At 67.6% G+C, this 24,490-nt stretch carries 20 protein-coding genes; 7 read left to right on the forward strand and 13 right to left on the reverse strand.

Features of this window, described 5'->3' with window-relative positions:
- The first annotated feature begins 119 nt into the window (after nt 1-119).
- Nucleotides 120-1,664 carry a carboxylesterase/lipase family protein gene (locus ACODSL_RS04020; RefSeq protein ID WP_488899341.1) on the forward strand — a complete coding sequence of 515 codons (1,545 nt, stop codon included), beginning with the start codon at nt 120-122 and terminating at the stop codon, nt 1,662-1,664.
- A 3-nt stretch (nt 1,665-1,667) separates the two neighbouring features.
- Here the strand turns inward: ACODSL_RS04020 and ACODSL_RS04025 are convergent, their stop codons facing one another.
- Nucleotides 1,668-3,038, reverse strand: coding sequence for a pectate lyase family protein (locus tag ACODSL_RS04025; RefSeq protein ID WP_488899342.1), 1,371 nt, complete (start codon nt 3,036-3,038; stop codon nt 1,668-1,670).
- A 129-nt stretch (nt 3,039-3,167) separates the two neighbouring features.
- On the opposite strand from ACODSL_RS04025, the gene ACODSL_RS04030 reads away from it, so the two are divergent.
- The 3 genes from ACODSL_RS04030 to ACODSL_RS04040 all read left to right on the forward strand — a co-directional run bounded on the left by ACODSL_RS04030 (nt 3,168) and on the right by ACODSL_RS04040 (nt 5,625).
- Complete coding sequence (locus ACODSL_RS04030; protein ID WP_488899343.1) at nt 3,168-4,013, forward strand: 2-keto-4-pentenoate hydratase; 846 nt, start codon at nt 3,168-3,170, stop codon at nt 4,011-4,013.
- Between the two features lie 15 nt (nt 4,014-4,028).
- Nucleotides 4,029-5,306, forward strand: coding sequence for an MFS transporter (locus ACODSL_RS04035; RefSeq protein ID WP_488899344.1), 1,278 nt, complete (start codon nt 4,029-4,031; stop codon nt 5,304-5,306).
- Between the two features lie 76 nt (nt 5,307-5,382).
- A complete protein-coding gene (locus ACODSL_RS04040) occupies nt 5,383-5,625 on the forward strand; it encodes a hypothetical protein (protein ID WP_488899345.1) in 243 nt (80 codons plus the stop codon).
- Between the two features lie 95 nt (nt 5,626-5,720).
- On the opposite strand, the gene ACODSL_RS04045 is transcribed toward ACODSL_RS04040, so the two are convergent.
- The 3 genes from ACODSL_RS04045 to ACODSL_RS04055 form a co-directional block, all read right to left on the reverse strand.
- The gene (locus ACODSL_RS04045) at nt 5,721-6,827 is read right to left on the reverse strand and encodes a PfkB family carbohydrate kinase (protein WP_488899346.1); all 1,107 of its coding nucleotides are present in this window, start codon (nt 6,825-6,827) and stop codon (nt 5,721-5,723) included.
- Nucleotides 6,824-7,501, reverse strand: a complete 678-nt coding sequence (locus ACODSL_RS04050; protein WP_488899347.1) for a bifunctional 4-hydroxy-2-oxoglutarate aldolase/2-dehydro-3-deoxy-phosphogluconate aldolase — start codon at nt 7,499-7,501, stop codon at nt 6,824-6,826. Before ACODSL_RS04050 ends, ACODSL_RS04045 begins: the two co-directional genes overlap by 4 nt.
- A gap of 103 nt (nt 7,502-7,604) precedes the next feature.
- Complete coding sequence (locus ACODSL_RS04055; RefSeq protein WP_488899348.1) at nt 7,605-10,592, reverse strand: TonB-dependent receptor; 2,988 nt, start codon at nt 10,590-10,592, stop codon at nt 7,605-7,607.
- Between the two features lie 393 nt (nt 10,593-10,985).
- On the opposite strand from ACODSL_RS04055, the gene ACODSL_RS04060 reads away from it, so the two are divergent.
- On the forward strand, nt 10,986-12,203 hold the full coding sequence (locus tag ACODSL_RS04060; RefSeq protein ID WP_488899349.1) for a pectate lyase: 1,218 nt from the start codon (nt 10,986-10,988) through the stop codon (nt 12,201-12,203).
- Between the two features lie 81 nt (nt 12,204-12,284).
- Here the strand turns inward: ACODSL_RS04060 and kduD are convergent, their stop codons facing one another.
- The 5 genes from kduD to ACODSL_RS04085 all read right to left on the reverse strand — a co-directional run bounded on the left by kduD (nt 12,285) and on the right by ACODSL_RS04085 (nt 17,107).
- The gene (gene kduD, locus ACODSL_RS04065) at nt 12,285-13,040 is read right to left on the reverse strand and encodes a 2-dehydro-3-deoxy-D-gluconate 5-dehydrogenase KduD (protein ID WP_488899350.1); all 756 of its coding nucleotides are present in this window, start codon (nt 13,038-13,040) and stop codon (nt 12,285-12,287) included.
- Nucleotides 13,037-13,885, reverse strand: a complete 849-nt coding sequence (gene kduI, locus ACODSL_RS04070; RefSeq protein ID WP_488899351.1) for a 5-dehydro-4-deoxy-D-glucuronate isomerase — start codon at nt 13,883-13,885, stop codon at nt 13,037-13,039. Before kduI ends, kduD begins: the two co-directional genes overlap by 4 nt.
- 17 nt (nt 13,886-13,902) lie before the next feature.
- Nucleotides 13,903-15,315, reverse strand: coding sequence for a glucuronate isomerase (gene uxaC / locus ACODSL_RS04075; protein WP_488899352.1), 1,413 nt, complete (start codon nt 15,313-15,315; stop codon nt 13,903-13,905).
- Between the two features lie 80 nt (nt 15,316-15,395).
- Nucleotides 15,396-16,019 (reverse strand): Type 1 glutamine amidotransferase-like domain-containing protein, encoded by a 624-nt coding sequence (locus ACODSL_RS04080; protein ID WP_488899353.1) that lies wholly within the window; start codon nt 16,017-16,019, stop codon nt 15,396-15,398.
- A 26-nt stretch (nt 16,020-16,045) separates the two neighbouring features.
- Entirely contained in the window at nt 16,046-17,107 is a 1,062-nt protein-coding gene (locus tag ACODSL_RS04085) for a LacI family DNA-binding transcriptional regulator (RefSeq protein WP_488899354.1), read from the reverse strand.
- Between the two features lie 110 nt (nt 17,108-17,217).
- Between ACODSL_RS04085 and ACODSL_RS04090 the strand changes: the two genes are divergently transcribed.
- Nucleotides 17,218-18,702 (forward strand): UxaA family hydrolase, encoded by a 1,485-nt coding sequence (locus ACODSL_RS04090; protein ID WP_488899355.1) that lies wholly within the window; start codon nt 17,218-17,220, stop codon nt 18,700-18,702.
- Nucleotides 18,699-20,114, forward strand: coding sequence for a mannitol dehydrogenase family protein (locus ACODSL_RS04095; protein ID WP_488899356.1), 1,416 nt, complete (start codon nt 18,699-18,701; stop codon nt 20,112-20,114). The genes ACODSL_RS04090 and ACODSL_RS04095 overlap by 4 nt, the downstream gene beginning before the upstream one ends.
- A 65-nt stretch (nt 20,115-20,179) precedes the next feature.
- Here ACODSL_RS04095 and ACODSL_RS04100 read toward each other — a convergent pair whose 3' ends face one another.
- The 4 genes from ACODSL_RS04100 to ACODSL_RS04115 form a co-directional block, all read right to left on the reverse strand.
- The gene (locus ACODSL_RS04100) at nt 20,180-20,965 is read right to left on the reverse strand and encodes an alpha/beta fold hydrolase (RefSeq protein WP_488899357.1); all 786 of its coding nucleotides are present in this window, start codon (nt 20,963-20,965) and stop codon (nt 20,180-20,182) included.
- Nucleotides 20,959-21,924: an aldo/keto reductase gene (locus tag ACODSL_RS04105; protein ID WP_488899358.1), complete on the reverse strand. Its 966-nt coding sequence runs from the start codon at nt 21,922-21,924 to the stop codon at nt 20,959-20,961. The genes ACODSL_RS04100 and ACODSL_RS04105 overlap by 7 nt, the downstream gene beginning before the upstream one ends.
- A gap of 23 nt (nt 21,925-21,947) precedes the next feature.
- On the reverse strand, nt 21,948-22,913 hold the full coding sequence (locus tag ACODSL_RS04110) for a phytanoyl-CoA dioxygenase family protein (RefSeq protein ID WP_488899359.1): 966 nt from the start codon (nt 22,911-22,913) through the stop codon (nt 21,948-21,950).
- Between the two features lie 68 nt (nt 22,914-22,981).
- Nucleotides 22,982-24,427, reverse strand: coding sequence for an MFS transporter (locus ACODSL_RS04115; protein ID WP_488899360.1), 1,446 nt, complete (start codon nt 24,425-24,427; stop codon nt 22,982-22,984).
- Between the last annotated feature and the right edge of the window lie 63 nt (nt 24,428-24,490).

Raw genomic sequence — 24,490 nt, forward strand, 5'->3', positions numbered from 1 at the left:
CTAGCCTGCCCGGACCGCCATTGTTTCCAGATCGAGACAGCCCGTCGTCAGCTGACGGCGCCTACCGCTTCTCCAGGACGCCAGCGTGCGCTATGTCACCGGTGTCAAGGCGGTGACCCATGCGGCTTACTCGGCGGGCTTTCGGACTGGGCGTGGCCGTCGCGGCGGTCGCCGGGACCGCCGTGGCGCGCCCGTCCGATGCAGTGGTGCGGACCACCCACGGGCCCGTTCGCGGTCAGCGGACGGCGGGGCTCCTGACCTTCAAGGGCGTACGCTACGGCGCGGACACTGCCCCGCTTCGGTTCCAGCCGCCTGTCCCGCCCGCGCCCTGGACTGACGTCCGGGACGCGCTGGCGTTCGGTCCGGGATCGCCGCAGCGGGGTGATGAAGCCAACACCTCGGAAGACTGCCTGTTCCTGAATGTCTGGACGCCAGGCGCCGACACGGCCCACCGGCCGGTCATGGTCTACATCCATGGCGGCGCCTACAGCACCGGCTCGGGGTCGAGCCCCCTCTATGACGGGACCCGACTCGCGGCGCGTGGCGATGTCGTGGTGGTGACGCTGAACCACAGGCTCGGGCCGTTCGGCTATCTCTCGCTCGGCCGGCTCGGCGACCGGCGCTGGGCCGATTCCGGCAATGTCGGGCAGCTGGATTTGGTCCTCGCCCTGGAGTGGGTGCGGGACAACATCGCCGCCTTCGGAGGCGATCCCGGCAAGGTCACGCTGTTCGGCCAGTCCGGCGGCGGCGCCAAGATCGCCACCCTGATGGCCATGCCCGCAGCGAAGGGTCTGTTCCACAGGGCGGCGACCATGAGCGGACAGCAGGTCACCGCGTCCGGGCCCCTGCATGCCCAACAGCGGGCCGAGACCTTCCTGGCCGCGCTCGGACTGGATGCCGGTCGCAGCGGTGAACTCGCCACCCTGCCAGTCGCCCGGCTGGTCGAGGCGATGGCGGCCAAGGACCCCATTCTCCCGTCCGGCGCGCTCCATTTCGGGCCTGTCCTCGATGACCGCTCGCTGACCCGTCACCCCTTCTGGCCCGACGCCCCGGTCCAGTCGGCCGCAATCCCGATGATGATCGGCAACACCCACGACGAGACCCGCGCCTTTCTCGGCGGCGACCCGCGCAACCACGCCCTGACCTGGGACGAGCTTCCGGCGCGGCTGGCGCCCGAACTGCGCGTCGACATCAGTCCGGAGACCGTCATCGCGGAATACCGCCGGCTCTATCAGGCCTGGAGCGCCAGCGACGTGTTCTTTGCCGCCAGCACGGCCTCCAGGTCCTGGCGGGCGGCCGTCATCGAGGCGGAGGCCCGCGCGGCCCAGGGCGCGCCGGCCTTTGTCTACCAGCTGGACTGGAAGAGCCCGACGGACGGCGGCCGGTGGGGGGCGCCGCACATGCTCGATATCCCTCTGGTGTTCGACACGCTGGACGCCCCCGGCTCGATTACCGGAACCGCGCCCGACGCCCAGGCAGTGTCCGACGCGATGCAGGACGCCTTTATCGCCTTCGCCCGGACCGGCGACCCGGGCTGGCCGGGCTACACCCTTCCCCGGCGCCAGACGATGATCTTCGATGTCACGCCGCGCCTGGCCGACGATCCGCGCGGCGCCGAGCGCGTGCTGTTCGCGCGCGTGCCGTATATCCAGCCCGGAACTTAGCCGTCAGGTTCCCTTCGCCTTCGCGCCCGCGTCGAGCAGTTCCGGACGCTTCGGCGACATGTCGTCGAGGTTCCAGTCCGCGGGGTTGAACGGCCGGCTGGTGGGCTTTTCCACCGGATAGCCGTGCAGGTCGTCCTGGGAGTCGATGATGTTGCCCCGCCCCTCGGCGACATCGGAGATCAGCTGCACGTCGTTGGCGTCGCGGTCCCACGGGCGGGCGCCGGCGTTCTGCAGGACCCACTGCTGCACCTGGGTCGCGGGCAGCGCGACCAGCCCGGTCGGCCAGAACGGCGCCTTGTCCAGCAGGATGATCTTCGCCGGCGTGGTCGTGTAGCGGCCGAACATCGGCAGGGGGTTGCCCCACCGGTCGACCGCCGTGTTGTCGCGGCCGTAGTACTCGAGGTCGCCATAGCCCCCGATCATCAGGAAGGGCAGCCCTTCCGGCGTATCCTCGCCCGCCCGCAAGACGTTGCCGACGGCGACCATCTTGCCGACCTGCCAGGGGTTGGAACCCCACTCCTCGGCCATCAGGTTGTAGTGCACGGCGCGCTGGCCGGGATTGAAGATCAGGTTGTTGACGATCACCCCGTAGACGCCGCCCTTGAACAGCGGATTGCGCTCGTAGTTGTGGGCGTAGAGGTTCCCCCAGATCAGGATGCCCGTGACGTTGTCGTGGATCAGGCTTCCCTTGGAGTGCTCGATCTTCATGTGCACCGAGTAGCGCAGGCTCTCGGCGATGATGTTCTGGGAGAAGGTGATGTTGCGCGAGGTGCCCGCGCGCCACTCGTCCGGGGTATTGCCGACGAATCGCTTGCCTGACGCCGACAGGTTCTCGTCCGTGCCCCAGGTCAGGGTGCAGTGGTCGACGATGACGTTGTAGGCGATGCCCTGGGTGGAGATGGAGTCGAAGTCGTTGCCGCTCTTCTTCGCGAAGCCGGCGTCGCCGGGCCGGACGCGGATGTGCCGGATGACCACGTCGTGGGTGGTGATGTCGATGCCGCCGCGGATGAAGGTTACGCCGGGCGACGGAGCCGTCTGACCGGCGATCGTCAGGAATGGCTCTCGGATCGTCAACGTCTTGCCGCCCAGGTCGACCACGCCGCCGACTTCGAAGACGATGATGCGCGGGCCCTTCGTGTCGACCGCCTCGCGGAAGGAACCGGGGCCCTCGGCCGCGAGGGTGGTGACCCGCAGGATCTGCCCGCCCCGGCCGCCCGGCGTGGCCGCCGCCCAACCCTGCGCGCCGGAAAAGGCCAGCGGCGGGGCCGACGAGGCGGTTGGCGCCGGCGCGGACCGGCCGAGCGGCCAGGCCGCGAGCGCCGTGGTGGCGATGGCCAGGCTCACGCCAAGGCCGACAAGCATGGATCGGAACACCGGTTTCACTCCCTTGTCCGGACGCTATTCTGGATCTTCGCGCCGCGCGCCGTTGAAAATGACACCGGTTTCCTCTAGACACAATCGAGACCCTGAAACTGGGGCCAAACTGTTGGGGGGACAAGGGGCGTGACGTCAGGGGCAAGTGCATCCACGACGCCGGTCGCGCTGGCGACCGCGCCTGGCGAGATCGCCGCCGCCTTCGTTTCGGCGCGCCGCGCCGCCCTCGCCCTGCCCGGCTATCCCGGTGTGGTCCCCGCCACACTGGCCGAAGCCTACCTTGTTCAGGACGCCGCGCTGGCCCTCGTGCCCGACACCGTCGCCGGCTGGAAGGTGGGCAGAGTGCCCGCCGAACTGCAGGCCCGCCTCGGCGAAGAGCGCGTCGCCGGGCCGACGTTCACCGCCGCCCTGCGACGCCCGCACAAGGGTGAAACCGTCACCCTGTCCGTCATCCCGGGCGGGTTCGCGGCGGTTGAAGGCGAGTTCATCTACCGGTTGGCCGTCGATGCGCCGGCAGACAAGATCAGCTGGACCCCGGCAGAGGCGCTCGGCGTCGTAGCCGCCCTCCATGTCGGCGTCGAATTCGCGGGCAGCCCGCTGAAGACCATTAACGACCTGGGCTCGACCGTCGTCGCCTCCGACTTCGGCAACAACGCGGGCCTGATCGTCGGTCCCGAGATCCCCGGCTGGCGCGACCGCCCGGACACCAGCCTGACCTGCGAGAGTTTCATCGACGGCCGGTCCGTCGGCGTCGGCACGGCCGCGTCGGTGCCGGGCGGGCCCGCGCCGGCCCTGGCCTTCCTGCTCGGCCACTGCGCCTCGCGGGGCCTGCCGCTGAAGGCCGGCATGTACGTGACCACCGGAGCCGCCACCGGCATCCACGAGATTTCCGCGGGCCAGTCCGCCCGCATCAGCTTTGGTGAGTTCGGCGAGATTCTCTGTGCCGCAGAGATCGCAAGACCGGCCGCCCGTTAGGGAGACGACACCGTCATGGTGGAAGCCGCTACCGCGTCCGAGCCGCGGATGAGCCGCCGGCGCTGGGTCATCTGCGCCCTGCTGTTCACCGCCGTGGTGATCAACTACGTCGACCGCCAGATGCTCGGCGTGCTGAAGCCCGCCATGGGCAAGGAGCTCGGCTGGACCGAGCAGAACTACGCCGACATCGTCTTCTACTTCCAGGCTGCCTACGCGCTCAGCTACCTGGCCTTCGGCGCCATCGTCGACCGGGTCGGGGCCAAGATCGGCTATGGCGTGGCCTTCCTGCTCTGGCAGCTGGCCCACATCGCCCACGGTTTCGCGTCCGGACTGGGCTCGTTCTTCGCCGTGCGCGTGGCCCTGGGCATCGGCGAGGGCGGCAACTTCCCGGGCGGCATCAAGGCCGTCACGGACTGGTTCCCGAAGAAGGAACGGGCGCTGGCCACCGGCATCTTCAACGCCGGCTCCAATATCGGCGCCGTCGTCACGCCCATCATCGCCCCGGCGATCATGGCCCTGTGGGGCTGGCAGGCCGCCTTCATCACCACGGGCGTTGTCGGATTGCTGTGGCTGGTCGCCTGGGTGGTCGTCTACCGCAACCCGCGTGAAGACAAGCACGTCAACGCCGCCGAACTGGCCCACATCGAACAGGATCCGGCCGACACGGAAAAGAAGGTCGGCTGGCTGGTCGTGCTGGGCAAAAGGGAGACCTGGGCCTACGCGATCGGCAAGTTCCTGATCGATCCGGTCTGGTGGATGCTGCTGTTCTGGCTACCGGACTTCTTCAACAAGACCTTCCAGCTCAAGACCACCGACATCCTCTATATGACGGCGCTCGCGGTCGTGTACCTGATCTCCGACGTCGGAAGCGTCGGCGGCGGCTGGATGTCCTCGCGGTTCATGAAGATGGGCTGGAGCATCAACCGGGCGCGCAAGACGACCATGCTGGTCCTCGCCGTCAGCGCCCTGCCCTACCTGCTGGTCACGCACGTCCACCATCTGTGGGGCGCGATCCTGATCGTCGGCTGGCTGGCCGCCGTGCACCAGGCCTTCTCGGCGAACCTCTACACCCTGCCGGGCGACGTCTTCCCGCGGAAAGCCGTGGGCTCGGTGATCGGCATCGGCGGCATGGTGGGCGGCATCGGCGGGATGATCATGGCCAAGGGCGTCGGCAAGGCCCTGTCCACGACGCTGGGCTATCCGGCGATCTTCGCCGTCTGCGCCTTCATCTACCTGGCGGCCATCCTGGCGGTGCACCTGCTGAGCCCGAAGATGGAGCCGGTCGAGGTCTAGGGCGAAGGTCGCACCGTCAAAGAAGCTTGTCGCGGCTTGGCGTTACGCTCAGGCTCGCGCCTCGATCGGAGCGCCCATGCCGTCTGCCTTCACCGTGATCGCGGTCGTCATTTTCGGCCTCTTTTTCGTCGTGGCGCTGGTCACGGGACGCGTTCCGGTGACGCGCACCTTCTTCCGCCATCGCTACGCGGACCGGCGGGACAATCCGGTGCTCTACTGGGTCTACGTCTTCATGCTCGGCCTCATCACCCTCTATGGCGCGAGCGTGCTGGCCGAAGGGCAGTTGCCAGGCCTCGATCTGCCCTGGGTGCAGGGTTAGGCAGTCAGCGCGGTCCCTTCTCCCGAAGGACCCCGATCATCAAGCCGGAGACAGAGGACAGCTACGCGCCGCGAAGTCGTCGCGGGGCCTGCCGCCTACCGGATAACCCGAGCGCCCTTGCCCTTCATCACCGCCTCAACCTCGGCGGCGCGGACCATCGAGGTGTCGCCGGGGGTGGTCATGGCCAGGGCGCCGTGGGCCGCGCCGTATTCGACGGCGGCCTGGGGCCCCTTCCCTTCCAGGAAGCCGTAGGCCAGCCCGGACGCGAAGCCGTCGCCGCCGCCGACACGGTCATAGATCTCCAGATTCTCGCGCATCATCGACTGATAGAACTGGCCGCCGGCGTAGAGGATCGCCGACCAGTCGTTGACGCTGGCGGTCTTCGCATTGCGCAGGGTGGTAGCCGCCACCTTGAAGTTCGGGAACTGCTTCACGGCCGTCTCGATCATGGTCTTGAAGTTGGCCGGGTCGATCTCGCTGATGTGCTCGTCGAGGCCCTCGACCTCGAAGCCGAGGCAGGCGGTGAAGTCCTCCTCGTTGCCGATCATCACGTCGACGTACTTTGCGATCTCGCGGTTGACCTTCTGCGCGCCCGGCTTGCCGCCCTGACTCTTCCACAGGGAGGCCCGGTAGTTCAGGTCATAGCTGACGACCGTGCCGTACTTGCGGGCGACCTCGACCGCCTCGATCACGGCCTCGGCGGTGTTGCTGGCAAGGGCCGCGAAGATGCCGCCGGTGTGGAACCAGCGCACGCCTTCCTCGCCGAACAGCTTCTCCCAGTTCACCTCCCCGGGACGGATCTGCGAGGCGGCGGAGTGACCACGGTCGCTGCAGCCCAAGGCCGGGCGGACGCCGAAGCCCTTCTCGGTGAAGTTCAGGCCGACGCGGGTGTTGCGACCAAGTCCGTCGAACTCGCGCCAGACCACGTGGCTCATGTCCACGCCGCCCTGCATGATCAGGTCCTCGACCAGCCAGCCAAGGTCGTTGACCGGCAGGGCGGTGACGGCGGTGGCCCGCCTGCCCCAGCATTTGCGCATCGCGCGGGCGACATTGTACTCGCCTCCGCCTTCCCAGACGTTGAACTGGCGGGCGTTGCGAACACGGCCGAAGCCGGGGTCGAAGCGCAGCATCACCTCGCCGAAGGAGGCGCAGTCCCAGCGGGTCTCGCTGGCAGTGCGGATATTCAGAATGGTGTCGCTCAAGCGAGCTCTCTCCGGATTTTGGCGATGAGATCCACGGTCTTGCGCACGCGGGCTTCGATGCCCTTCCAGTCGCCCGCCTTGAGCAGGTCGTTGGTGATCAGCTTGCTGCCCATACCGGCCGCGACGATGCCGGCGCCGAACCATTCGCGCAGGGAGGCCTCGTCGGGGTCGACCCCTCCGGTCGGCATGATCTTGGACCAGGGCATCGGCCCCAGCACGTTCTTGACGAACGTCGGGCCGCCCACGCTCTCGCCGGGGAAGACCTTGACGATCTCGCTGCCCAGCTCCTGGGCGTAGCTTATCTCGGTCGCGCTGCCGCAGCCCGGCGAATAGGGGATCATGCGGCGGTTGCAGACGCGGGCGACCTCGGCGTTCAGGATCGGGCCGACGACGAACCGGGCGCCATTGGCGATGTAGAGGCCAGCGGTCGGCGCATCGACAATGCTGCCAACGCCCATGATCACGCCGGGGTCGGCCTTGGCGAAATGCCGGGTGACATCGAGGAAGGTGTGAGCCGCGAACTCACCGCGGTTGGTGAACTCGATGCAGCGAGCCCCGCCGTTGGCGCAGGCCTGGATGACGTTGACGCAGGTCTCGACGTCGGGGTGATAGAAGACGGGGATGACCCCCTGATCGATCATGGCGGCCAGAACGGCCATGCGGTCTTTGGTCATGCGGATCTCTCACGTCCTTGCGCCTGACCCAGCCATACGCCGGATGGTGGAAAAAAGAAGGGCGCCGGGGTGAGCCGGCGCCCAGTCGCGCAAGGAGGTTAAGCTAGAAGGTGTATTTGAGGCCGAAGTTAAACTGGCGGCCAGTGTGGTGGTAGACCGAGGTCGACTGGCGGTCCTGGTCGCCGACCCACTGCTGGTTGAACTCGTCAGTCAGGTTCAGGCCCTCGAAGGTGAGGCTGAGCTGGTCGCTGAACTTGTACGAGGCCGCGGCGTCGACGTTGAATGTCTCGAGCTTGCCCTCCTGGGAATTGGAGTTGCGACCCGGGATGTTCTGCAGGTAGCCGTCGCGGTAGGCCGCCGACACCCGGGCGCTGAAACGGTCATCCTCGTAGTAGAGGGTAGCGTTGAAGGCGGCTGGTGACAGGTTCACCAGATCGTCGGTGACAAACGTCGTGCAGGTGGTGTTCGAGCAGTAGTCGATCTCGGACTTCACCTGGGTGTAGTTGGCCTGGACCCCGAACCGGTCGAACGGCGCCGGCAGGAAGCTGAACGGCGCCTGGAAGGCGATTTCGAAGCCGGTCAGCGGTCCGCCATCGGTGTTCACGGCGCTGGTCAGCTGGAACACCTGCGTCGGCGAGCAGGCGCCGGTGCACAGGCCCGGGGCGAAGGCGACCGGATTGAGGGCCGTCAGCTCCTGATACTGCAGATCCTGGCGGATGATCTGGATGTAGCTGTTGATGTCCTTCTTGAAGAACGACACCGAGATCAGCGACTCCGGCGCGAAATACCATTCGAAGCTGAGGTCGTAGGTGTTGGCCAGGAACGGGTTGAGATCGACGTTGCCGATGCTGGCGGTGAAGTTCGGGCCGCTGGCGGCCAGGGACGTCGTCGGCACCAGGTAGTTGGTGCCCGCGAGGGTGTTGCCGATCTGGGGACGCGCCATCATCTTCGCGGCGCCGAAGCGGACCATGAAGGTGTCGGTCACTTCCAGCGCCAGGTTAAGCGACGGCAGGGTGTTCTCATACTTGTGGCTGCCCCAGACCTTGGTCCCGCCGCCGGTCGAGCTGTAGCCCTCGGCATAGAGGTTGGTCTCGACCTGCCGGAAGCCCACATTGCCGCGCAACGGCATGTCAAAGATGTCGGTCCGGAAGTCGGCCTGCAGGTAGTAGCCGCGGCTTTCTTCGCTGATGAAGCGGTTACCGCCGCGGGCGTTGCCGTTGGTGATCCCGGTCAGGGTAAAGTCGCCGCCGGCGACGCCGGTGTTGCAGTTGCAGTTGATGTTGAACAGCGCCGAGATGGCGTTCAGATCCGGCACCACCCACTGCGTGGCGTTGGCGCCCGGCTGGCCGAGGTTGCGGCCGAAGCCGGTCAGGACCGTGGAAATGTCGGCGATCGTCGTGCCCACCGGTAGCACCGGCACAATGGTCTCATCCGCACGGCGGTTCTCGAACGAGTCGGAGTCGAACTTCTTGTAGTTGACGCCGAACCTGAAGCTCAGGGAGTCGGTCGCCTCCAATTTGAAGTCGAGTTGCGCCGCGTCGTAGGAGGTCAGCACGCCATTGGGCCGCATGCGGATTTCCGACCGCGGCAAGGCGGCGGTCGCCGTGCCCAGACTTACATCCCGCCAGGACCAGTTGGCCGGATTGGCGACGTCGAAGCCGTAGTTGATCAGCGGCGTCGAGTTATGGCCGGTGAAGTCCCACGAGTAGCCCTGGGTGTTCTGGCGATCGAAGGTGACGGTGGTCTGGATCGGGTTCTGGAAGTCGGATTCCGAGGTGCCCAGGAAGGCCCGCATGCTGAACCGGTCACCGAAATCGTGTTCGAGGGTCAGGGTGTACTGGGTGAACTTGGTTTCCAGCTCGTCGTAGCGTTGCTCGCTGCGGACATCGACGTTGTTGAAGGTGCCGCGCGCCAGTTGGCCCGAGGCGTCGACGAAGGCGTCGACAACGCTGATCTGGGTCTTGCCGGCCGCCGCCGCGTTGCGGCTGAACGACAGGGACTCGAGGAAGTTCTCCTGACGGCTCGAGTTCAGATCCGAATAGAGGACGTCGAAGCTCACGGTTGTCGAGTCCGTCGGACGGTACTGGATCGCGCCGGTGAAACCGATGCGCTCCTGTTCGTGGACCAGACGGCCATAGCGCGGCAGGCGCGGAATGAAGACCGACGCCTGGTTGGCCGTGGTGTAGGCGGTGTTGTTCGACGCGGTGTTGGCTCCGCGCGGCACGCCCGTCGCGCAGTTGGCCGCGCTGCTGCCGGTTGACCCGCTGTTGGTCGGGTTCTGGGGCGCGAAGCCGAGCGGACTGCAGAAGCCCCCGTTGTCGGTGGCGCGCTCCCAGCGAACGGCGCTGAAACCCTCTTCGAGAAGGCTGCGCTCGCTGTAGGCGAGCGAGGCCAGCACGCCAACCTTGCCGTCGAAGAAGGTGTCGCTGATCAGCAGGGCCGCCCGGGGGTCCCATTCCTGCGACAGGTCGTTGTAGCCATATTGCAGGGATCCGCCGAGCTTGAAGCCGCTGTAGTCGAACGGGCGGCTGGTGCGCAGATCAACGGTCGCGCCGAGCGAGCCTTCCTCGACTTCCGCCGAGGCCGTCTTGCGGATCGTGACGCTGTTGAACAGCTCCGAGGCGAAGACATTGAAGTCGAACCCGCGGCCGCGGTTGGCGCCGCCGGAGCTGTCCGTGCCGCCGGTAGTGGCCTGGCCTTCCATGCCGTTGATGCGGGTGCGGGTGAAGTCGGGACCGAGGCCGCGGACCGTCAGGGTACGGCCCTCACCGGCGTCACGATCGATCGACACGCCCGGAATGCGCTGAATCGCCTCGACGAGGTTGGCGTCAGGGAAGTCAGCGATGTCTTCCGCCTTGATGGCGTCAATGATGGCTGTTTCCTGGCGCTTCGCCGACAGGGCGCTCGCGAGGCTTCCGCGGAAGCCGGTGACGACAACGGCCTCGACCTCTGTGTCGCCGCCCGCGGTCGCGGTTGGCGCGGCGGAGTCCTGAGCCGTGGCTGCGCCGGCTGCCGCCAGACTGATGGCGATGACCGCCAGTGACGCGCCAAGGCGCAGGCTCGCATGCCGCGAACGGATGATGGTCGACACGTTCAACTCCCTCCCCTACGGCGCGATTTCCCCGGAATCTGCGTCACCGGTATTTGTCATTCGCCTGTCCGGATCGTCGACCGCGCTCGTTGTCGTCGACCCATGTGACACCGGTGTCATTTCCAGACCTGATCCGTTTGACACCGGTATCATTGCGATGGATACCGTAAGAGCCACGTGGCTGACAAGCCATTCACGACACAGGATCGTCACTTTCTCGCCATGAGCGAACTTCTCCCCCAGGCGCCGCCCCTTTCCCATCGCAACGCGTTGCGTCTCAAGCCCATTGCGGCTGTCGCTACGTTGCTTGCCTGCGTCGTATCCATGAACGCGGCAGCGCGGACACCGCCCCCAATCGCCTTTCCCGGTGCGGAAGGTCACGGGCGGTTCTCGGTGGGAGGGCGTGGCGGGGCGGTCTTTCACGTCTACACGCTGGCCGATTCGGGCCCCGGCAGTCTGCGCGCCGCCGTGGAGGCCAAGGGGCCCCGCACGGTCATCTTCGACGTCGGCGGTACGATTGTGCTCCAGGCGCCGCTGAAGATCAGCCAGGCGAGCATCACGATCGCGGGCCAGACCGCGCCGGGCGACGGGATCACTCTGCGCGGCCAGCCCCTGGTGATCGCCGCCGACGATGTCGTTGTCCGCTACATTCGCGCCCGGCTCGGCGACGAAACCAGGGTCCAGGACGACGCCCTGTCGATCACCCGCGGCCGTCGGATCATGGTCGACCATGTTTCGGCCAGCTGGTCGATCGATGAGACCCTCTCGGCCGGAAGCCGCTACAATCCGCCCGAAGAAGGCATCTACGACCTCACGGTCCAGTGGTCGCTGATCGCCGAGTCCCTGAACACCTCGGTGCATCTCAAGGGCAAGCACGGCTACGGAAGTCTCATCCGCGGCGGCTACGGCGCCCGCTTCTCCTGGCACCACAACCTCTGGGCTGATCATCAGGCCCGGATGCCAAGACCGGGGAACTACAACAGCGCCGCGCTCGACTCCCAAGGACCGTTGTTCGAGTTCCGCAACAACGTCTTCTACAACTGGGGCGCCGGCCGCTCGGGCTACAACGCCGATACCGACAGCCGTTCCGGCTACGACTTCATCGCCAACTGGTACGAGGCCGGGCCCGACAGCGAAGGCGCCCTGGCCTTCTGCGAGGACGATCCTTTCGCCCGGGCGTTCTTCGCCGACAACGCCATGAACGGAGTGGTTCCGGCCGATCCCTGGAGTCTTGTCGGCTGCGCGCCGCCGGAAGGCTACCGCTCCCCTGTCCCGCTGGCCGACTCCGGGATCGTGACCGACACGGCGGCGGTCGCCTACGAGCGGGTGCTGGCCGGAGCCGGCGCGTCACGGGTGCGGGACGCGGTCGACCTTCGCATTGTCGCCGGCGTTCGCGACCGCTCCAGCCGTCTGATCAACAGCCAGACCGATGTCGGCGCCTGGCCGAACCTGAAGAGCGGCCCGGCCTGGGTCGACAGCGACGGCGATGGCATGCCGGATGCCTGGGAGCGCGCGCATGGGTTTGACCCGAAGGACGGGGCCGACGGCGCGAAGGATCGCGACGGGGATGGGTTCACGAACCTGGAGGATTGGCTGAGCGGGCTGGTCTAGGGGACATGTACCGCAGGTTCGTTTCCCCCAATCGAGCTTCCGGGCTAGAGGACACGTACGTTCGGTACGTGTCCCCACAACCTACCGCGCCAGCCAGCCGCCATCCACGGGAAGGGTCACGCCGTGGACGTAGTCGCTCGCCGCGCTCGCCAGGAACACCACCGCCCCACCGATGTCTCGGGGCTGGCCCCAGCGGGCGGCGGGAATGCGTTCGAGGATCGATCGGTTGCGATTCTCGTCGGCCCGCAGCGCCTCGGTATTGTTGGTGTCGAAGTAGCCCGGCGCGATGGCGTTGACGTTGATACCCTTCGCCGCCCACTCGTTGGCGAGGATCTTGGTCAGACCGGCCAGGCCGCTCTTGGACGCCGTGTAGCTGGGCACCCGGATGCCGCCCTGGAAACTGAGCAGGCTGGCGATGTTGATCACCTTGCCGCCGCCCTTCGCGAGCATGACCTTCGCCACGGCCTGGGTGAGAAAGAACACCGTTTTGAGGTTGGTGTTCATCACCGCGTCCCAGTCGTCCTCGGAAAAGTCGATCGAGTCCGCCCGGCGAATGATGCCGGCGTTGTTGACCAGGATGTCGATCCCGCCCTGCGCCGCAACGGCCTCCTGGACCACTCGCGCGACAGGTTCGGTCGAGCCGAAATCGGCCTGGATCGAGACGAACCGGCGGCCGAGAGCCTCGACGGCCTTCTGCGTCTCGACCGGCGCGGACCGTCCGGCGGCGGCGATGTCAGCGCCAGCCGCGGCCAGCGCGATCGCGATGCCCTGGCCGATGCCGGTGTTGGCGCCGGTGACCAGGGCTGTCTTGCCAGTGAGATCGAACGGGTGGGTCATTTCAGCTGGCAGATGTCGAGGACGTTCATGTCCGTGTAGTCGAGGTTCTCGCCGCCCATGGCCCAGATGAAGGCGTAGTTGGCGGTGCCCGAACCCATGTGGATCGACCAGGGCGGGCTGATCACGGCCTCCTCGTTGGCCACGACGATGTGACGCGCCGCGTCGGGCTCGCCCATGAAGTGGAACACCCGCTCGTCGGGTTTCAGGCCGAAATAGAAATAGATCTCGGACCGGCGGTCATGCAGGTGCGGCGGCATGGTGTTCCACACGCTGCCGGTCTTCAGGATGGTCAGGCCCAGCAGCAGCTGCGCCGACTGACAGACGCCCGGAATGACGTACTGGTAAATGGTCCGCTCGTTGGAGGTCTCCAGCGAGCCGCGCTCCAGCGGCGTAGCGTCGGCGATGGAAATCTTCTGAACCTTGCAGGCCACATGGGCCGGGGTCGAGGCGAGATAGTAGCGGGCTGGATTGGCTGGACTGACGCTCTCGAACACGACGCTTTTCACACCCATCGGCACATAGAGGCCGTCCTTGGGTCCGATATCATAGGCCACGCCGTCGACCGTCACCTTGCCCGCGCCCTCGCCGACGTTGATGAGGCCCAGCTCGCGCCGCTCGAGGAACGGATGACCAGCGGCCGAGGCCGGCTCGGTCTGGTCGGGCAGACTGATCGGACCCGTGGTCGGAGCCGCGCCGCCGATGACGAACCGCTCGTTGTGCGAATAGTTGAGCATCACCTCGCCCGCGACGAACAGGTCCTGCACGAGATACCGGTCGCGCAGCTGGTCGTTGTCGACGCACTCCATCATGTCGGGATGGGTGGCGTGATAGGTCTTGTTGAACATGTCGCGGCTCCGGATCGTCAGAGTTTGTAGGCCCGTTTGGGCAGGGTGTAGGCCAGATCGACGGCGACCTCGCGGGCGTCGTCGAGGGGAAGGCGGTGCTCGGCAACCAGCCGGGCGAGGAACGTACAGTCCACCCGCCGCGCCACATCGTGACGGGCCGGAATGGAAAGGAAAGCGCGGGTATCGTCGTTGAAGCCGACGGTATTGTAGAAGCCGGCCGTCTCTGTGGTCTGTTCACGGAAGCGGCGCATCCCCTCGGGGCTGTCGTGGAACCACCAGGCCGGCCCGAGCTTCAGGCAGGGATAATGCCCGGCCAGCGGGGCCAGCTCGCGGCTGTAGGCGGTCTCATCGAGCGTGAAGACGATCACCGACAGGCGCGGATCGTTGCCGAAGGCGTCGAGCAGGGGTTTGAGCGCCCGGACATAGTCGGTCGACGTCGGGATATCGGCGCCCTTGTCGCGGCCATAGCCCTCGAACAGCAGGCGGTTGTGATTGCGGAAACTGCCAGGGTGGATCTGCATCACCAGCCCATCGTCGAGGCTCATGCGGGCCATCTCGGTCAGCATCTGGGCGCGGAACAGTTCGGCCTGCGCGGGCGAGGCCTTGCCGGAGATGATGATGTTGAAAAGGGCCTCCGCCTCGACCTGCGTCAGATCGGCGGTGGCCGCCGTCGGATGGCCGTGGTCCGTCGAGGTTGCGCCCAGCGCGGCAAAGGCCGCCCGCCGGACGCGATGCGCCTGGAGGTATCCGGTCCAGCTGCAAACGTCCTGCCCGGTCAGGCCCGCGAAGCCCTCCAGGGCCCGTGAGAACTGCTCGTGCTCGGCGTCGATCACCGGGTCCGGGCGATAGGCGGTGACGACCCTGCCGGCCCAGCCGCTATCGCGGATGGCGCGATGGTGGACAAGGTCCTCCTGCGGGCCTTCGGTGGTCGCCAGCAGCTCGATGTTGAACCGCTCGAACAGCGCCCGCGGCCGGAAGGCGTCGGTCGACAGGGCCGCGCCGATGGCGTCGAAATGGGCGTCGGCGGTGTCGCTGGTCAGGCGCTCGGCGAAGCCGAACACCTCGGCGAAGACATGGTCGAGCCACATCGCCGAGGGCGTGCCGCGGAACAGATGCTGGTTGGCCGCGAAGATCCGCCAAGCCTCGCGCGGATCGGCGTCCGACGGCTCGCCATGCGCCGGCACCCCCAGCGCCTCGAGCGTCACGCCCTGGCTGTAGAGCATGCGGTAGAGATAGTGGTCCGGCCGCAGCAGCAGTTCGGCCGCGTTGCCGAACGCGTCGTTGGTGGCGAACCAGGCCGGGTCGGTGTGCCCATGCGGGCTCAGGATCGGCAGCCCCTTCACCTCGCCATAAAGCTCTCGCGCGATCCCTCGCACCGACGACTCGGCGGGAAACAGGCGGTCCTCGTGAAGGTGAAGCGGGGTGGACATGGAGGTTAGGTAACCGGTGTCATCACTTCGGGCAAGCCGACACGAAGGCGGCGGGAGAGTGTAGATGCGAGCGGGCTCACCTAAAGTATGATCACGTCACCGTCCGACACCGCGCGAAAGGGGCGTCCCTCGGATATGAGCCGAGCCACGACTTGCTCCGCCGCTGCGGCCTCGGGGTGATCCGACTGAAAGTGCGGGACGACGCTGAAATCCACGAGGCCAAGCCCATCCCAGAGCGTCTCCGCCTCGTATCCTTCCGCCGTCTGGTCCGGATCGTCCATCAACTCCAGGCCTCTCAGACTGGGACCAGCGACGACAGCGCCGGCGCTCCAGCCACCGTAGATCAGGTCCCCCTCGGCGAGCAGCTCGCGCACAAGCGCGTCGAAGCCTGAGCGCCGCATCGCCCGCCGAAGCAGAAAGACATTCCCGCCGTTCACCCAGACGAGATCGACGCCGGCGAGCGCCTCCCGCAGGAGATCGGGCGCGTCGAAACAGGTGCGAAGATCCAGATCGCGGGCGGCGAACCCCAGACTGCGGAATTCGCGGATCGGATCAAAGATGGAAGCAGCGTAGGCGATGCGATCCGCCGCCGGTATGAAATCGGCGGCGTTGGAGATCACCGCGACGCTTGCGCCGGGCTTCAGCGCGGCCTGCAGATCATCGAGCCGGTCACCCAGCCGGTAGGAGGATAGATAAAACTGCACGCGACCTCCTCTGCGTCGGCTGGACTCTACCCCTTCGGCCGGCTCGTCGACTCCCGCACCACCAGCGACGGCAGGCGGTCCGCCGGGTCGCGCTTGTCCGGTTCGGCCTGGCCGATCAGCTTTTCAGCGGCGAGCCGGCCAATCTCGCGGGTCGGCGCGCGCACCGTCGTCAGCGGCGGCCAGACGCGCGAGGCGATCTGAAAGTCGTCGAAGCCGATCACCGACAGGTCTTCGGGCGCCGACAGGCCGGCATGGCGGGCCGCGTGCAGCACGCCGGCGGCCATCTCGTCATTGCCGGCGAAGATGGCGGTCGGCCGGTTCGGCAGAGCCAGCAGCTTCGCCGCGCCCTCCAGGCCCGACTCGAAGGTATAGGCCCCATCCCCGACGCAAGCCGGATCGAGCGTCAGGCCGTGTTCGGCCAGGCCGTCCTCGAACCCGCCGCGCCGCTCGTGTGACGAGCGGAACGTCAGCGGCCCGCTGATGAAGCCGACCCGTTTGTGGCCCAGTTCGGCCAGATGTCGCCCGGCCAGCAGGCCGCCGTGGCGGTCCTGGGTGACGATCGAATGGTCCGGCCCGTCGACGGCCACCGAGGCGACCCGCACGAACTCGCAGCCCGTCTCGCGCAGCATCTCCGCCACGCCCTCGTCTTCGGAGACCGACGGGGTCAGGACCACGCCATAGAGCTTCTGCCGCTCGATGAAGCCGCGGATGTCGGTGACCAGGGTCGTGCTGCCCCGGTCGCAGGGGTGGACGACCAGCTCGAAGCCCGAGCCGCGCATGCCGTCCAGCAGGCCCAGCTGCATGTTCACGACGTACTGCGGATTGGGGTTGTCGTAGATCAGCCCGATCAGGAACGAGCGCCGGAACGCCAGGCCGCGCGCCTGCGGGTCTGGTGCGTAGCCGTATTTTGCGATCACCGCGTCGATCTTTTCGCGCGTTTCCGGCCGCACCGACGGCGAGCGATTGATGACCCGCGAGACGGTTTTCTTGGAGACGCCGGCCAGGCGGGCGATGTCATTGATCGTGGCCCGGCGCCGGCCGCCTTCGAGGGCGGCATCGTCCGAAGCTTTCGGCGTCCTGGGGCTCAAGGGAGGCTCCGCTGTGTCCTGCGCCCCTGTGATACCGCGCTGTCCCGCGAGGCGCCACCCGCTGGCGCAGGGACGTTGACACCGGTGTCCTCCCGGACCACTCCTCACCCATGGCTGACGACCCGACCACCGCGGCGCTGCATCGCGTCCATCCCGACGACGATGTCGCCACGGCCCTGCGCGACCTCGCGGCCGGTGAGACGGTGGGCGATCTGACGGTCCGCATGGCCGCGCCGCGCGGCCACAAGGTCGCGGTCCGCGCCGTCGCGGCGGGCCGGCCCGTGTGCAAGTATGGCTTTCCGATCGGGCTGGCGTCTCAGGCCATCGCGCCCGGCGACCACGTCCACAGCCACAACCTCGCCACCGGCCTGACCGGCGAGATCGCCTACCGCTTCGACGCCGCCGCCGCGCGACCGGCCCCGGTCGCTGACGACCGGACCTTCCAGGGCTATCGCCGCGCCGACGGCCGCGCCGGCACGCGCAACGAGATATGGATCCTCGTCACCGTGGGCTGCGTGGCCAACACGGCGCGACGGCTGGCGGAGATCGCCGGCAGGGACTTCGCCGGCCGGGTCGATGGCATCCATGCCTTCCCACATCCGTTCGGCTGTTCGCAGCTGGGCGACGACCTCTCAGCGACCCGGCGCATGCTGGCTTCGCTCGCCCAGCATCCGAACGCCGGCGGCGTGCTGATCCTCGGGCTGGGCTGCGAGTCGAACCAGCTGGACGCCCTGCTGGCCTACATCGGCGACCGCAGCCGCATTCGCGCCTTCACCACCCAGGGCGAAGGCGACGAGATCGAGGCCGGCCTGGCGGCGATCGCCGATCTCGTGGCTGTCGCCGAACAAGACCGCCGCGTGCCCTGCTCCGTGTCTGACCTGGTCGTCGGCCTGAAGTGCGGCGGCTCCGACGGCTTTTCCGGCCTGACCGCCAATCCGCTGGTGGGTTACATCGCCGACACGGTGGCGGACGCCGGGGGCACGCCGGTGCTGACCGAGATTCCTGAGATTTTCGGCGCCGAGCACTTGCTGCTGGCCCGCGCCGCCAGCCGCGAGGCCTTCGAGGGGGCGGCATCGCTGATCAATGGCTTCAAGCGGCACTTCCTCGACAACGGCCAGCCCGTCTCCGAGAATCCCTCGCCCGGCAACATCGCCGGCGGCATCACCACCCTTGAGGAAAAGTCCCTCGGCGCAGTGCAGAAGGCCGGCCACGCGGTGCTGACCCAGGCGTTGGCCTATGGCGAGCGCACGCGGGACCGGGGGCTGGCGCTGCTGGAGGCGCCCGGCAACGACGCCGTGTCCTCGACGGCGCTGGTGGCGGCGGGCGCGACCATCGTGCTGTTCACCACCGGCCGGGGAACGCCGCTGGGCTTTCCGGCCCCGACCCTTAAGATCGCCTCCAACAGCGCGCTCGCAGAGCGAAAGCCGCGCTGGATCGACTTTGACGCGGGCGTGGTGCTCCAGGGCGTCTCCATGACGGACGCCGGCGACGCGCTGATGGAGCTGGTGCTGGCGACCGCCTCGGGCCTGCCGACGAAGTCGGAAGAGAACAGCGAACGCGAGATCGCCCTTTGGAAGCGAGGCGTTACCCTGTGACCCGGCTGTCGATGACGGCCCTGCCGCAGCCCCTGGCCTACAACCGCGCGAGGACAACCATCGGCGTGGTGCATTTCGGCCCGGGCGCCTTCTTCCGTGCGCACCAGGCGGCCTATTTCGATGACCTGCTGGCGGTCGATCCGCGCTGGGCGATCTGCGCCGTAGCGCTGAAGACGCCGGGCGTGCGCGACGCGCTGGAGCCGCAGGGCGGCCTCTACACCCTGGTCGAGCTGGGCGAGACGACCCGCCTGCGCACGATCGGCGCGATCGGCGAACTGCTGGTCGCCAGCGAGGACGCCGCCCATGTCGCCCGGCGGCTGGCGGCGCCCGACACACGACTGGTGACCCTGACCGTGACCGAGAAGGGCTACTGCCTCACGGCAGACGGGTCGCTGGATCTCGATCATCCGGACATCCGCCACGATCTCTCGCGGCCGGAGCATCCGGTCAGCGTCATCGGCTGGCTCACCGAGGGGCTGGCGCAACGCCGGGCCGCCGGGCTGGGGCCGTTCGTGACGCTCAGCTGCGACAACCTCCCGGCCAATGGCCGCCGGCTGAAGGCGGCGGTGGTGCGGCTCGCGGCGGTGCGCGACGCCGACCTTGCGGCCTGGATCGCCGCCGGGGCGCGGTTCCCCTGTTCGATGGTCGACAGCATCACGCCCGCGACCGACGACGCCCTGCGCGCCCGGGTTCTTGCAGAGACGGATCTCGAGGACGCCTGGCCGATCCAGCGCGAGACCTTCACCCAGTGGGTGATCGAGGATGATCTGGGCCCCGACGCGCCCGACCTCGCCTCGGTCGGCGCGACCCTGACCGACGATGTCGAGGCCTGGGAAAGCGCCAAGCTGCGCCTGCTCAACGGCGCCCATTCCACGCTAGCCTATGTCGGCCTGCTACGGGGCCACCAGACCGTTCGCGACGCAATGGCCGACTCGCCGCTGGCCGCCTTCGTCCGGGCTATGATGCTGGAAGACGTCGCCTCGACCCTGCGCGCGCCGTCCGGACTCGACGTGCCGGCCTATGTCGAGGCGCTGCTGGCGCGGTTCCGCAACCCGACCATCGCCCATCACCTTTCCCAGATCGCCTGGGACGGCTCGCAGAAGCTGCCTATCCGCATTCTGTCGACCCTTGCCGACCGACTAGCGGCAGACGGTTCAATTGATCGGCTGGCCGTCCCCGTGGCGGCCTGGATGCGGTTCGTCGTCGCCCGCACAGCGACCGGCGAGCCCATCACCGACCCGATGGCGGACGTACTGCGATCAGCGGCCCTTGCCCGCCACGGCGACGAAGCCGATCCCGCACCCTTCCTGGCGCTGGAGGCGGTGTTCCCACCGACGCTGGCCGCCACTCCCGCATTCCGCGCCGCAGTCACCCAAGCCTGGATCAATTTGCCTGAAAGGCTGGGAACCTAGACGGACGAAACTCATGCCATTCGCTTGCCTTCCAATGGCGTGGCTTCGCGGAGGTCGGACCGGCGTCAGGACAGGAAGGCCTGCACCGCCGCCAGAAAAGCCGGGAAGTTCTCGCGGCGGATGTTGTGGCCGGCGCCGTCGATCTGAACCGCGGAAATGTTCGGGTTGATGGCCATCGCCTCCCGGGCGATCCCGGGTGTGACGATGCCGCCTCGCGCCGGCTCGCCGTGGATCAGCAGGGTCGATTCCGTGATGGGTCTGATCGCATCCTGCCAGGCCACGCGATAGTTCGGCATGGCGTCCGGATCGACCTGCCGCTTGCCGGCTGTCCAGGCGGGAAACTCGTCGTCATGCCAGTCGGGGGAGGTCTTCCGGCCCAGCGCGGTGATGTCGGCGTCAGACATGGCCTCGAAGGCTTCCACCTGCTCGCGGAACTTCCGCCGGCGGGTTGCAGCCGCCCCGGGATCGGCGACCGGCATGAATGGCGGATCCTCGAGAACCAGCTTCGACGCCTTGCCGGGCCAGGCTGCGGCGAAGTCGACGGTGGCCCGGGCGCCCAGGGAGTGGCCCATCACGATCGGCGACCGCAGTCCCAGACCATCGATCGCCTCGGCGATATCGCGGCCTGCGTAGTCCGGCGGCGCGCCGGCGATGCGCGAACTGCCGCCGTGCCCGCGCGCGTCCAGCATGATGATGTCGAACTCCGGCGCGAGCGCGGCCGCCAGCCGGTTCCAGCACAGGCCGTTGTCCGTCAGGCCGTGGGACAGCACCAGCGCGGGGCCGTCACCACCCGTACGATGGTAGGCCAGATGGCCGCCGGTGACCGGGATGAGGCCGTTGTCGATCACCATGCATACGCCTCCGGCGCTGGCCCACAGGCCGGGAAGATCGCGTCGATCGCCGCCAGCGCTTCGTCGTCGAGGCGGATGCCCGGAACATGCAGGACCGAGGTCAGCTGGTCGAGGCTGCGCGGCCCGATGATCGTCGCCGTCACGCCATCCTGATGCAGCAGCCAGGCCAGCGCCACGGCGCCGGGCTGTTCACCGAGCGCGCGACAGAGGTCATCAAAGCGCGACAGCTGTTCCGACCGGGCCGAAGCGGTCGCCCGGGCGTCAGCCGACTGGCGCCGCCCCCCGGCGTCCGGCGAGGGACCCGCCAGAAGACCGCCCGCGAGCGGGCTCCAGGGGATGAGACCGAGGCCGTATTCCAGACAAGCCGGGATCACCTCCAGCTCGGCCCGGCGTTCCAGGAGGTTGTAGAGGCCCTGTTCGGAGATCAGACCCAGTCGCCCTCGCGCGGCCGCCTTCTCGTTGGCCTGGGCGATCTTCCAGCCGGGGAAGTTGCTGGAGCCGACGTAGGTGATCTTGCCCTGGCTGATGAGCCTGTCGGTCGCCTGCCAGATCTCCTCCATCGGCGCCGTGCGATCGATGTGATGCAGCTGGTACAGGTCAATGTGATCGACCCCGAGCCGGCGCAGGCTTGCGTCGCACGCCATCTGGATGTGGCGTGCCGAAAGGCCGCGATCGTTGATGTCATCGGACATCGGCTCGTGGACCTTGGTGGCGAGCACGATCCGGTCTCGCCGGCCACGGTCCTCGGCGAACCATTTGCCCAGGAGGGTCTCCGTCGCGCCCACGCCCAGATGACCGCCATACTGGTCGGCGGTGTCGATGAAGTTGATCCCGTTGGCGACCGCCGCGCCGAGGATCGCGAAGCTCTCCTGTTCGGATGTACGCGGGCCGAAGTTCATCGTGCCGAGGCACAGTTCGCTCACCTGCAGCGCGGAACGGCCAAGTCGGCGGTACTTCATGGGATCTCTTCCGGACGTCGGGGTCAGGGCGCGCGCAGGGTCGGACCGGTGACCAGCGTTTCGCTCGAATCCGCGACACAGTAGCGGACCAGCCGCTGGGCGTGTTCGGAGAGGCGCCGGGCATCGCGATAGCTGATGCCGGGGACAATCGGCTCGCGGAACCAGGGCGCGTAGAACTCGAGGTTCGGGATGGCGCGGATGGCATTGGAGATGTTCGGCGTGCCGCCGTGCCAAGCGCGCACGTCCCGCACCATGATCGCGCCCGCGGGCGCCGGACACACAGTGCTCAGCCGCATCCATTCGGGCTCGGCGTCGAGGCCTGGGATCGGCGTGCGTGAATGCTGGGTGCCGGGAATCTGGCGGGTGGGACCGTTCAGGCGGGTGACCTCCTGGGGCAGGAAGTTCACGCAGACATAGGGACAGGGCAGATCGCGGATCGTGAGTTGGCCGCGCGGGTCATGAAAGGCGCTGAAGGGCGTGGTCCTGTTGCTCTGCCAGTCGCGGATATCGGAATGCAGCGGCTGGTACTCCACCGCGCCGGGCAGGCAGAAGTCCCCGCTCGCCGCGCGCAGCGAATAGTCGGGCGAGCCGAAGATCGCGCTGACCACCTCGGTCACCGCCGGAATATCGAGCAGCATCTGCCATTCGGGCCGGTGCAGCTGGCTACGGGTCAGGCTGGAGCCGCCGAACGAATAGCGATGCGATCCCCGGTTGCCGGCGCGGTCCTGGTCCAGCGCTAGGATGTCGGCGATGACCGCGTTGCAGCCCTGGGCAAGGACGTCGACCTGCTCGCTGTTGAGGACGTCGGCGATGACCACGAAACCGTCGCGCCGGAACAGTTCGACCGCGCGGGCGGTGTCGCCGGGCTTCAGGATGTCCAGCCCCTTGATGCCGTTGTTGGCCTCCAGATGCGCGAGCAGGGCGGCGACCTCGGGGGTATCCAGCGACCGGTCGGTCAGGGGTGTTGCGGTCGGGGTGTCATAGGTCATCTCGACCCTCCGTGGCGTACTGACCGCCGTCCGCGCGGAACGACGGGTTGGAAGCAAAGACCGTCGGATCAGCCGGGCCCCGGGCCTCGTCCGAGCGCCGCCGCGATCTCGGCATGGCGGGCGCGGCTGATGTTGTAGGACGCGAAGATCATCAGCGCCGCGACCGCGATGACCGCCGCGATGGGACCCCAGATCATCACGAGGCGAATCTGCATCTCGTGCGGCAGCACAGCGCCGACGGTGCGCCCGACGTCCTTGGGAAACTGGACGAGATCCAGCGCCATGCCCGCGACCATCACGCCCAGACCGGTCGCCGCCTTGTTGGCGAACCCGAGGCCGGCGAAGTAGAGCCCCTCGCGCCGGCGGCCGAACAGGTGCTCATGCTCGTCGGCGGCGTCGGCCATCATCGAGGGATAGGCGACAGAGACGAACCCGGTGCCGATCCCGGCGACGAACGAGTTGATCTGCATCGGCAGCAGCGCGGCGTCGCCGAGCGGCAGCCAGACGCCCGTGATCATGGCGCCCTGCAGCACCAGCCAGTTGGCGATCAGCAGACCGAACCCGACGACGACGACGACCTTCTTCTCCAGCACCTTCTGGAGCGCCGGTGCGGCGGTTACGCCCAGCAGAATGCCGACCAGATAGGCGTAGCCGATGAACTGGATCAGCTCGCTTTTCATACGCCAGACGAACACGAAGGCATGGTTGTTCAGGCTGGCGTTCAGCCCGAGGGCCGTGAACAGCACCACCGCCGAGATGAACAGCAGGCGGAACGAGCGGTTGGCGAAGATCTCCGCGACCTCCCCCGGCAGGCGTTTCCACATGGTCGAGGGCACCTGGTCCGGCTGCGGCAGGCTCGCGGCGTAGCGGCGCACGCCCAGACAGCAGAGCACCATGCAGACCAGCAGAAAGCCCGCCACCGACCAGCCGAAGCCGGGATAGCCCTCGGGCCGCTGCAGTCCGCCGTTGGCGAAGAACACCGAATAGCCGACGGCGGTGATGATCACCGCCGACACGATCCCGGCGAAGGCGCGGTACATGACGACGCTGGTGCGTTCGCCGTAGTCGGTCGCCATTTCGGCCCCGAGCGCGATGTAGGGAACATTGAACAGCGAAATGGCGCTGCGGGCGGCGACGGACATCACCGCCAGCCAGCCGAACAGGCCCATCTGCCCGAGGCCCGACGGCGGCGAGAACAGCAGCCCGATCGACACGGTGATCAGCGGCGCCGCGAGGATCATCAGCGGCAGGCGTCGCCCGAACCGCGATTTCAGGTTATCCGACCAGGACCCGACGATCGGATCGACCACCGCATCGAAGGCCAGGCTGACCGCCAGGGCGGCCCCGACGAGCGCGCCGGACAGGCCGAGGACGGCCGAATAGTAGAAGAAGATGAAACCGATGGCGGCGTCGAAGCCGCCATTCTGGGCGGCCTGTCCCAGACTGTAGGCGAGCTTCACGAGAACCGGCGGCTTTAGCGGCGACTCTGCGACTGGCGATGCAACGGTCGTCAAAACTACTTCCCCCATGGTCCGGGCGGATGTCTTCCGCCTCTTCGCGACTCGCCTGACGGCGAA

It is taken from the genome of Caulobacter sp. FG121, assembly GCF_057809815.1.

What these genes read in the sequence shown, in the direction of transcription:
- ACODSL_RS04105 (WP_488899358.1), bottom strand. Translation starts at nt 21,924, where the DNA reads ATGAAGTACCGCCGACTTGGCCGTTCCGCGCTGCAGGTGAGCGAACTG.
- kduD (WP_488899350.1), bottom strand. Translation starts at nt 13,040, where the DNA reads ATGACCCACCCGTTCGATCTCACTGGCAAGACAGCCCTGGTCACCGGC.
- ACODSL_RS04090 (WP_488899355.1), top strand. Translation starts at nt 17,218, where the DNA reads ATGGCTGACGACCCGACCACCGCGGCGCTGCATCGCGTCCATCCCGAC.
- ACODSL_RS04035 (WP_488899344.1), top strand. Translation starts at nt 4,029, where the DNA reads ATGGTGGAAGCCGCTACCGCGTCCGAGCCGCGGATGAGCCGCCGGCGC.
- kduI (WP_488899351.1), bottom strand. Translation starts at nt 13,885, where the DNA reads ATGTTCAACAAGACCTATCACGCCACCCATCCCGACATGATGGAGTGC.
- ACODSL_RS04050 (WP_488899347.1), bottom strand. Translation starts at nt 7,501, where the DNA reads ATGACCAAAGACCGCATGGCCGTTCTGGCCGCCATGATCGATCAGGGG.
- ACODSL_RS04100 (WP_488899357.1), bottom strand. Translation starts at nt 20,965, where the DNA reads ATGGTGATCGACAACGGCCTCATCCCGGTCACCGGCGGCCATCTGGCC.
- ACODSL_RS04040 (WP_488899345.1), top strand. Translation starts at nt 5,383, where the DNA reads ATGCCGTCTGCCTTCACCGTGATCGCGGTCGTCATTTTCGGCCTCTTT.
- uxaC (WP_488899352.1), bottom strand. Translation starts at nt 15,315, where the DNA reads ATGTCCACCCCGCTTCACCTTCACGAGGACCGCCTGTTTCCCGCCGAG.
- ACODSL_RS04110 (WP_488899359.1), bottom strand. Translation starts at nt 22,913, where the DNA reads ATGACCTATGACACCCCGACCGCAACACCCCTGACCGACCGGTCGCTG.
- ACODSL_RS04020 (WP_488899341.1), top strand. Translation starts at nt 120, where the DNA reads ATGCGGCTTACTCGGCGGGCTTTCGGACTGGGCGTGGCCGTCGCGGCG.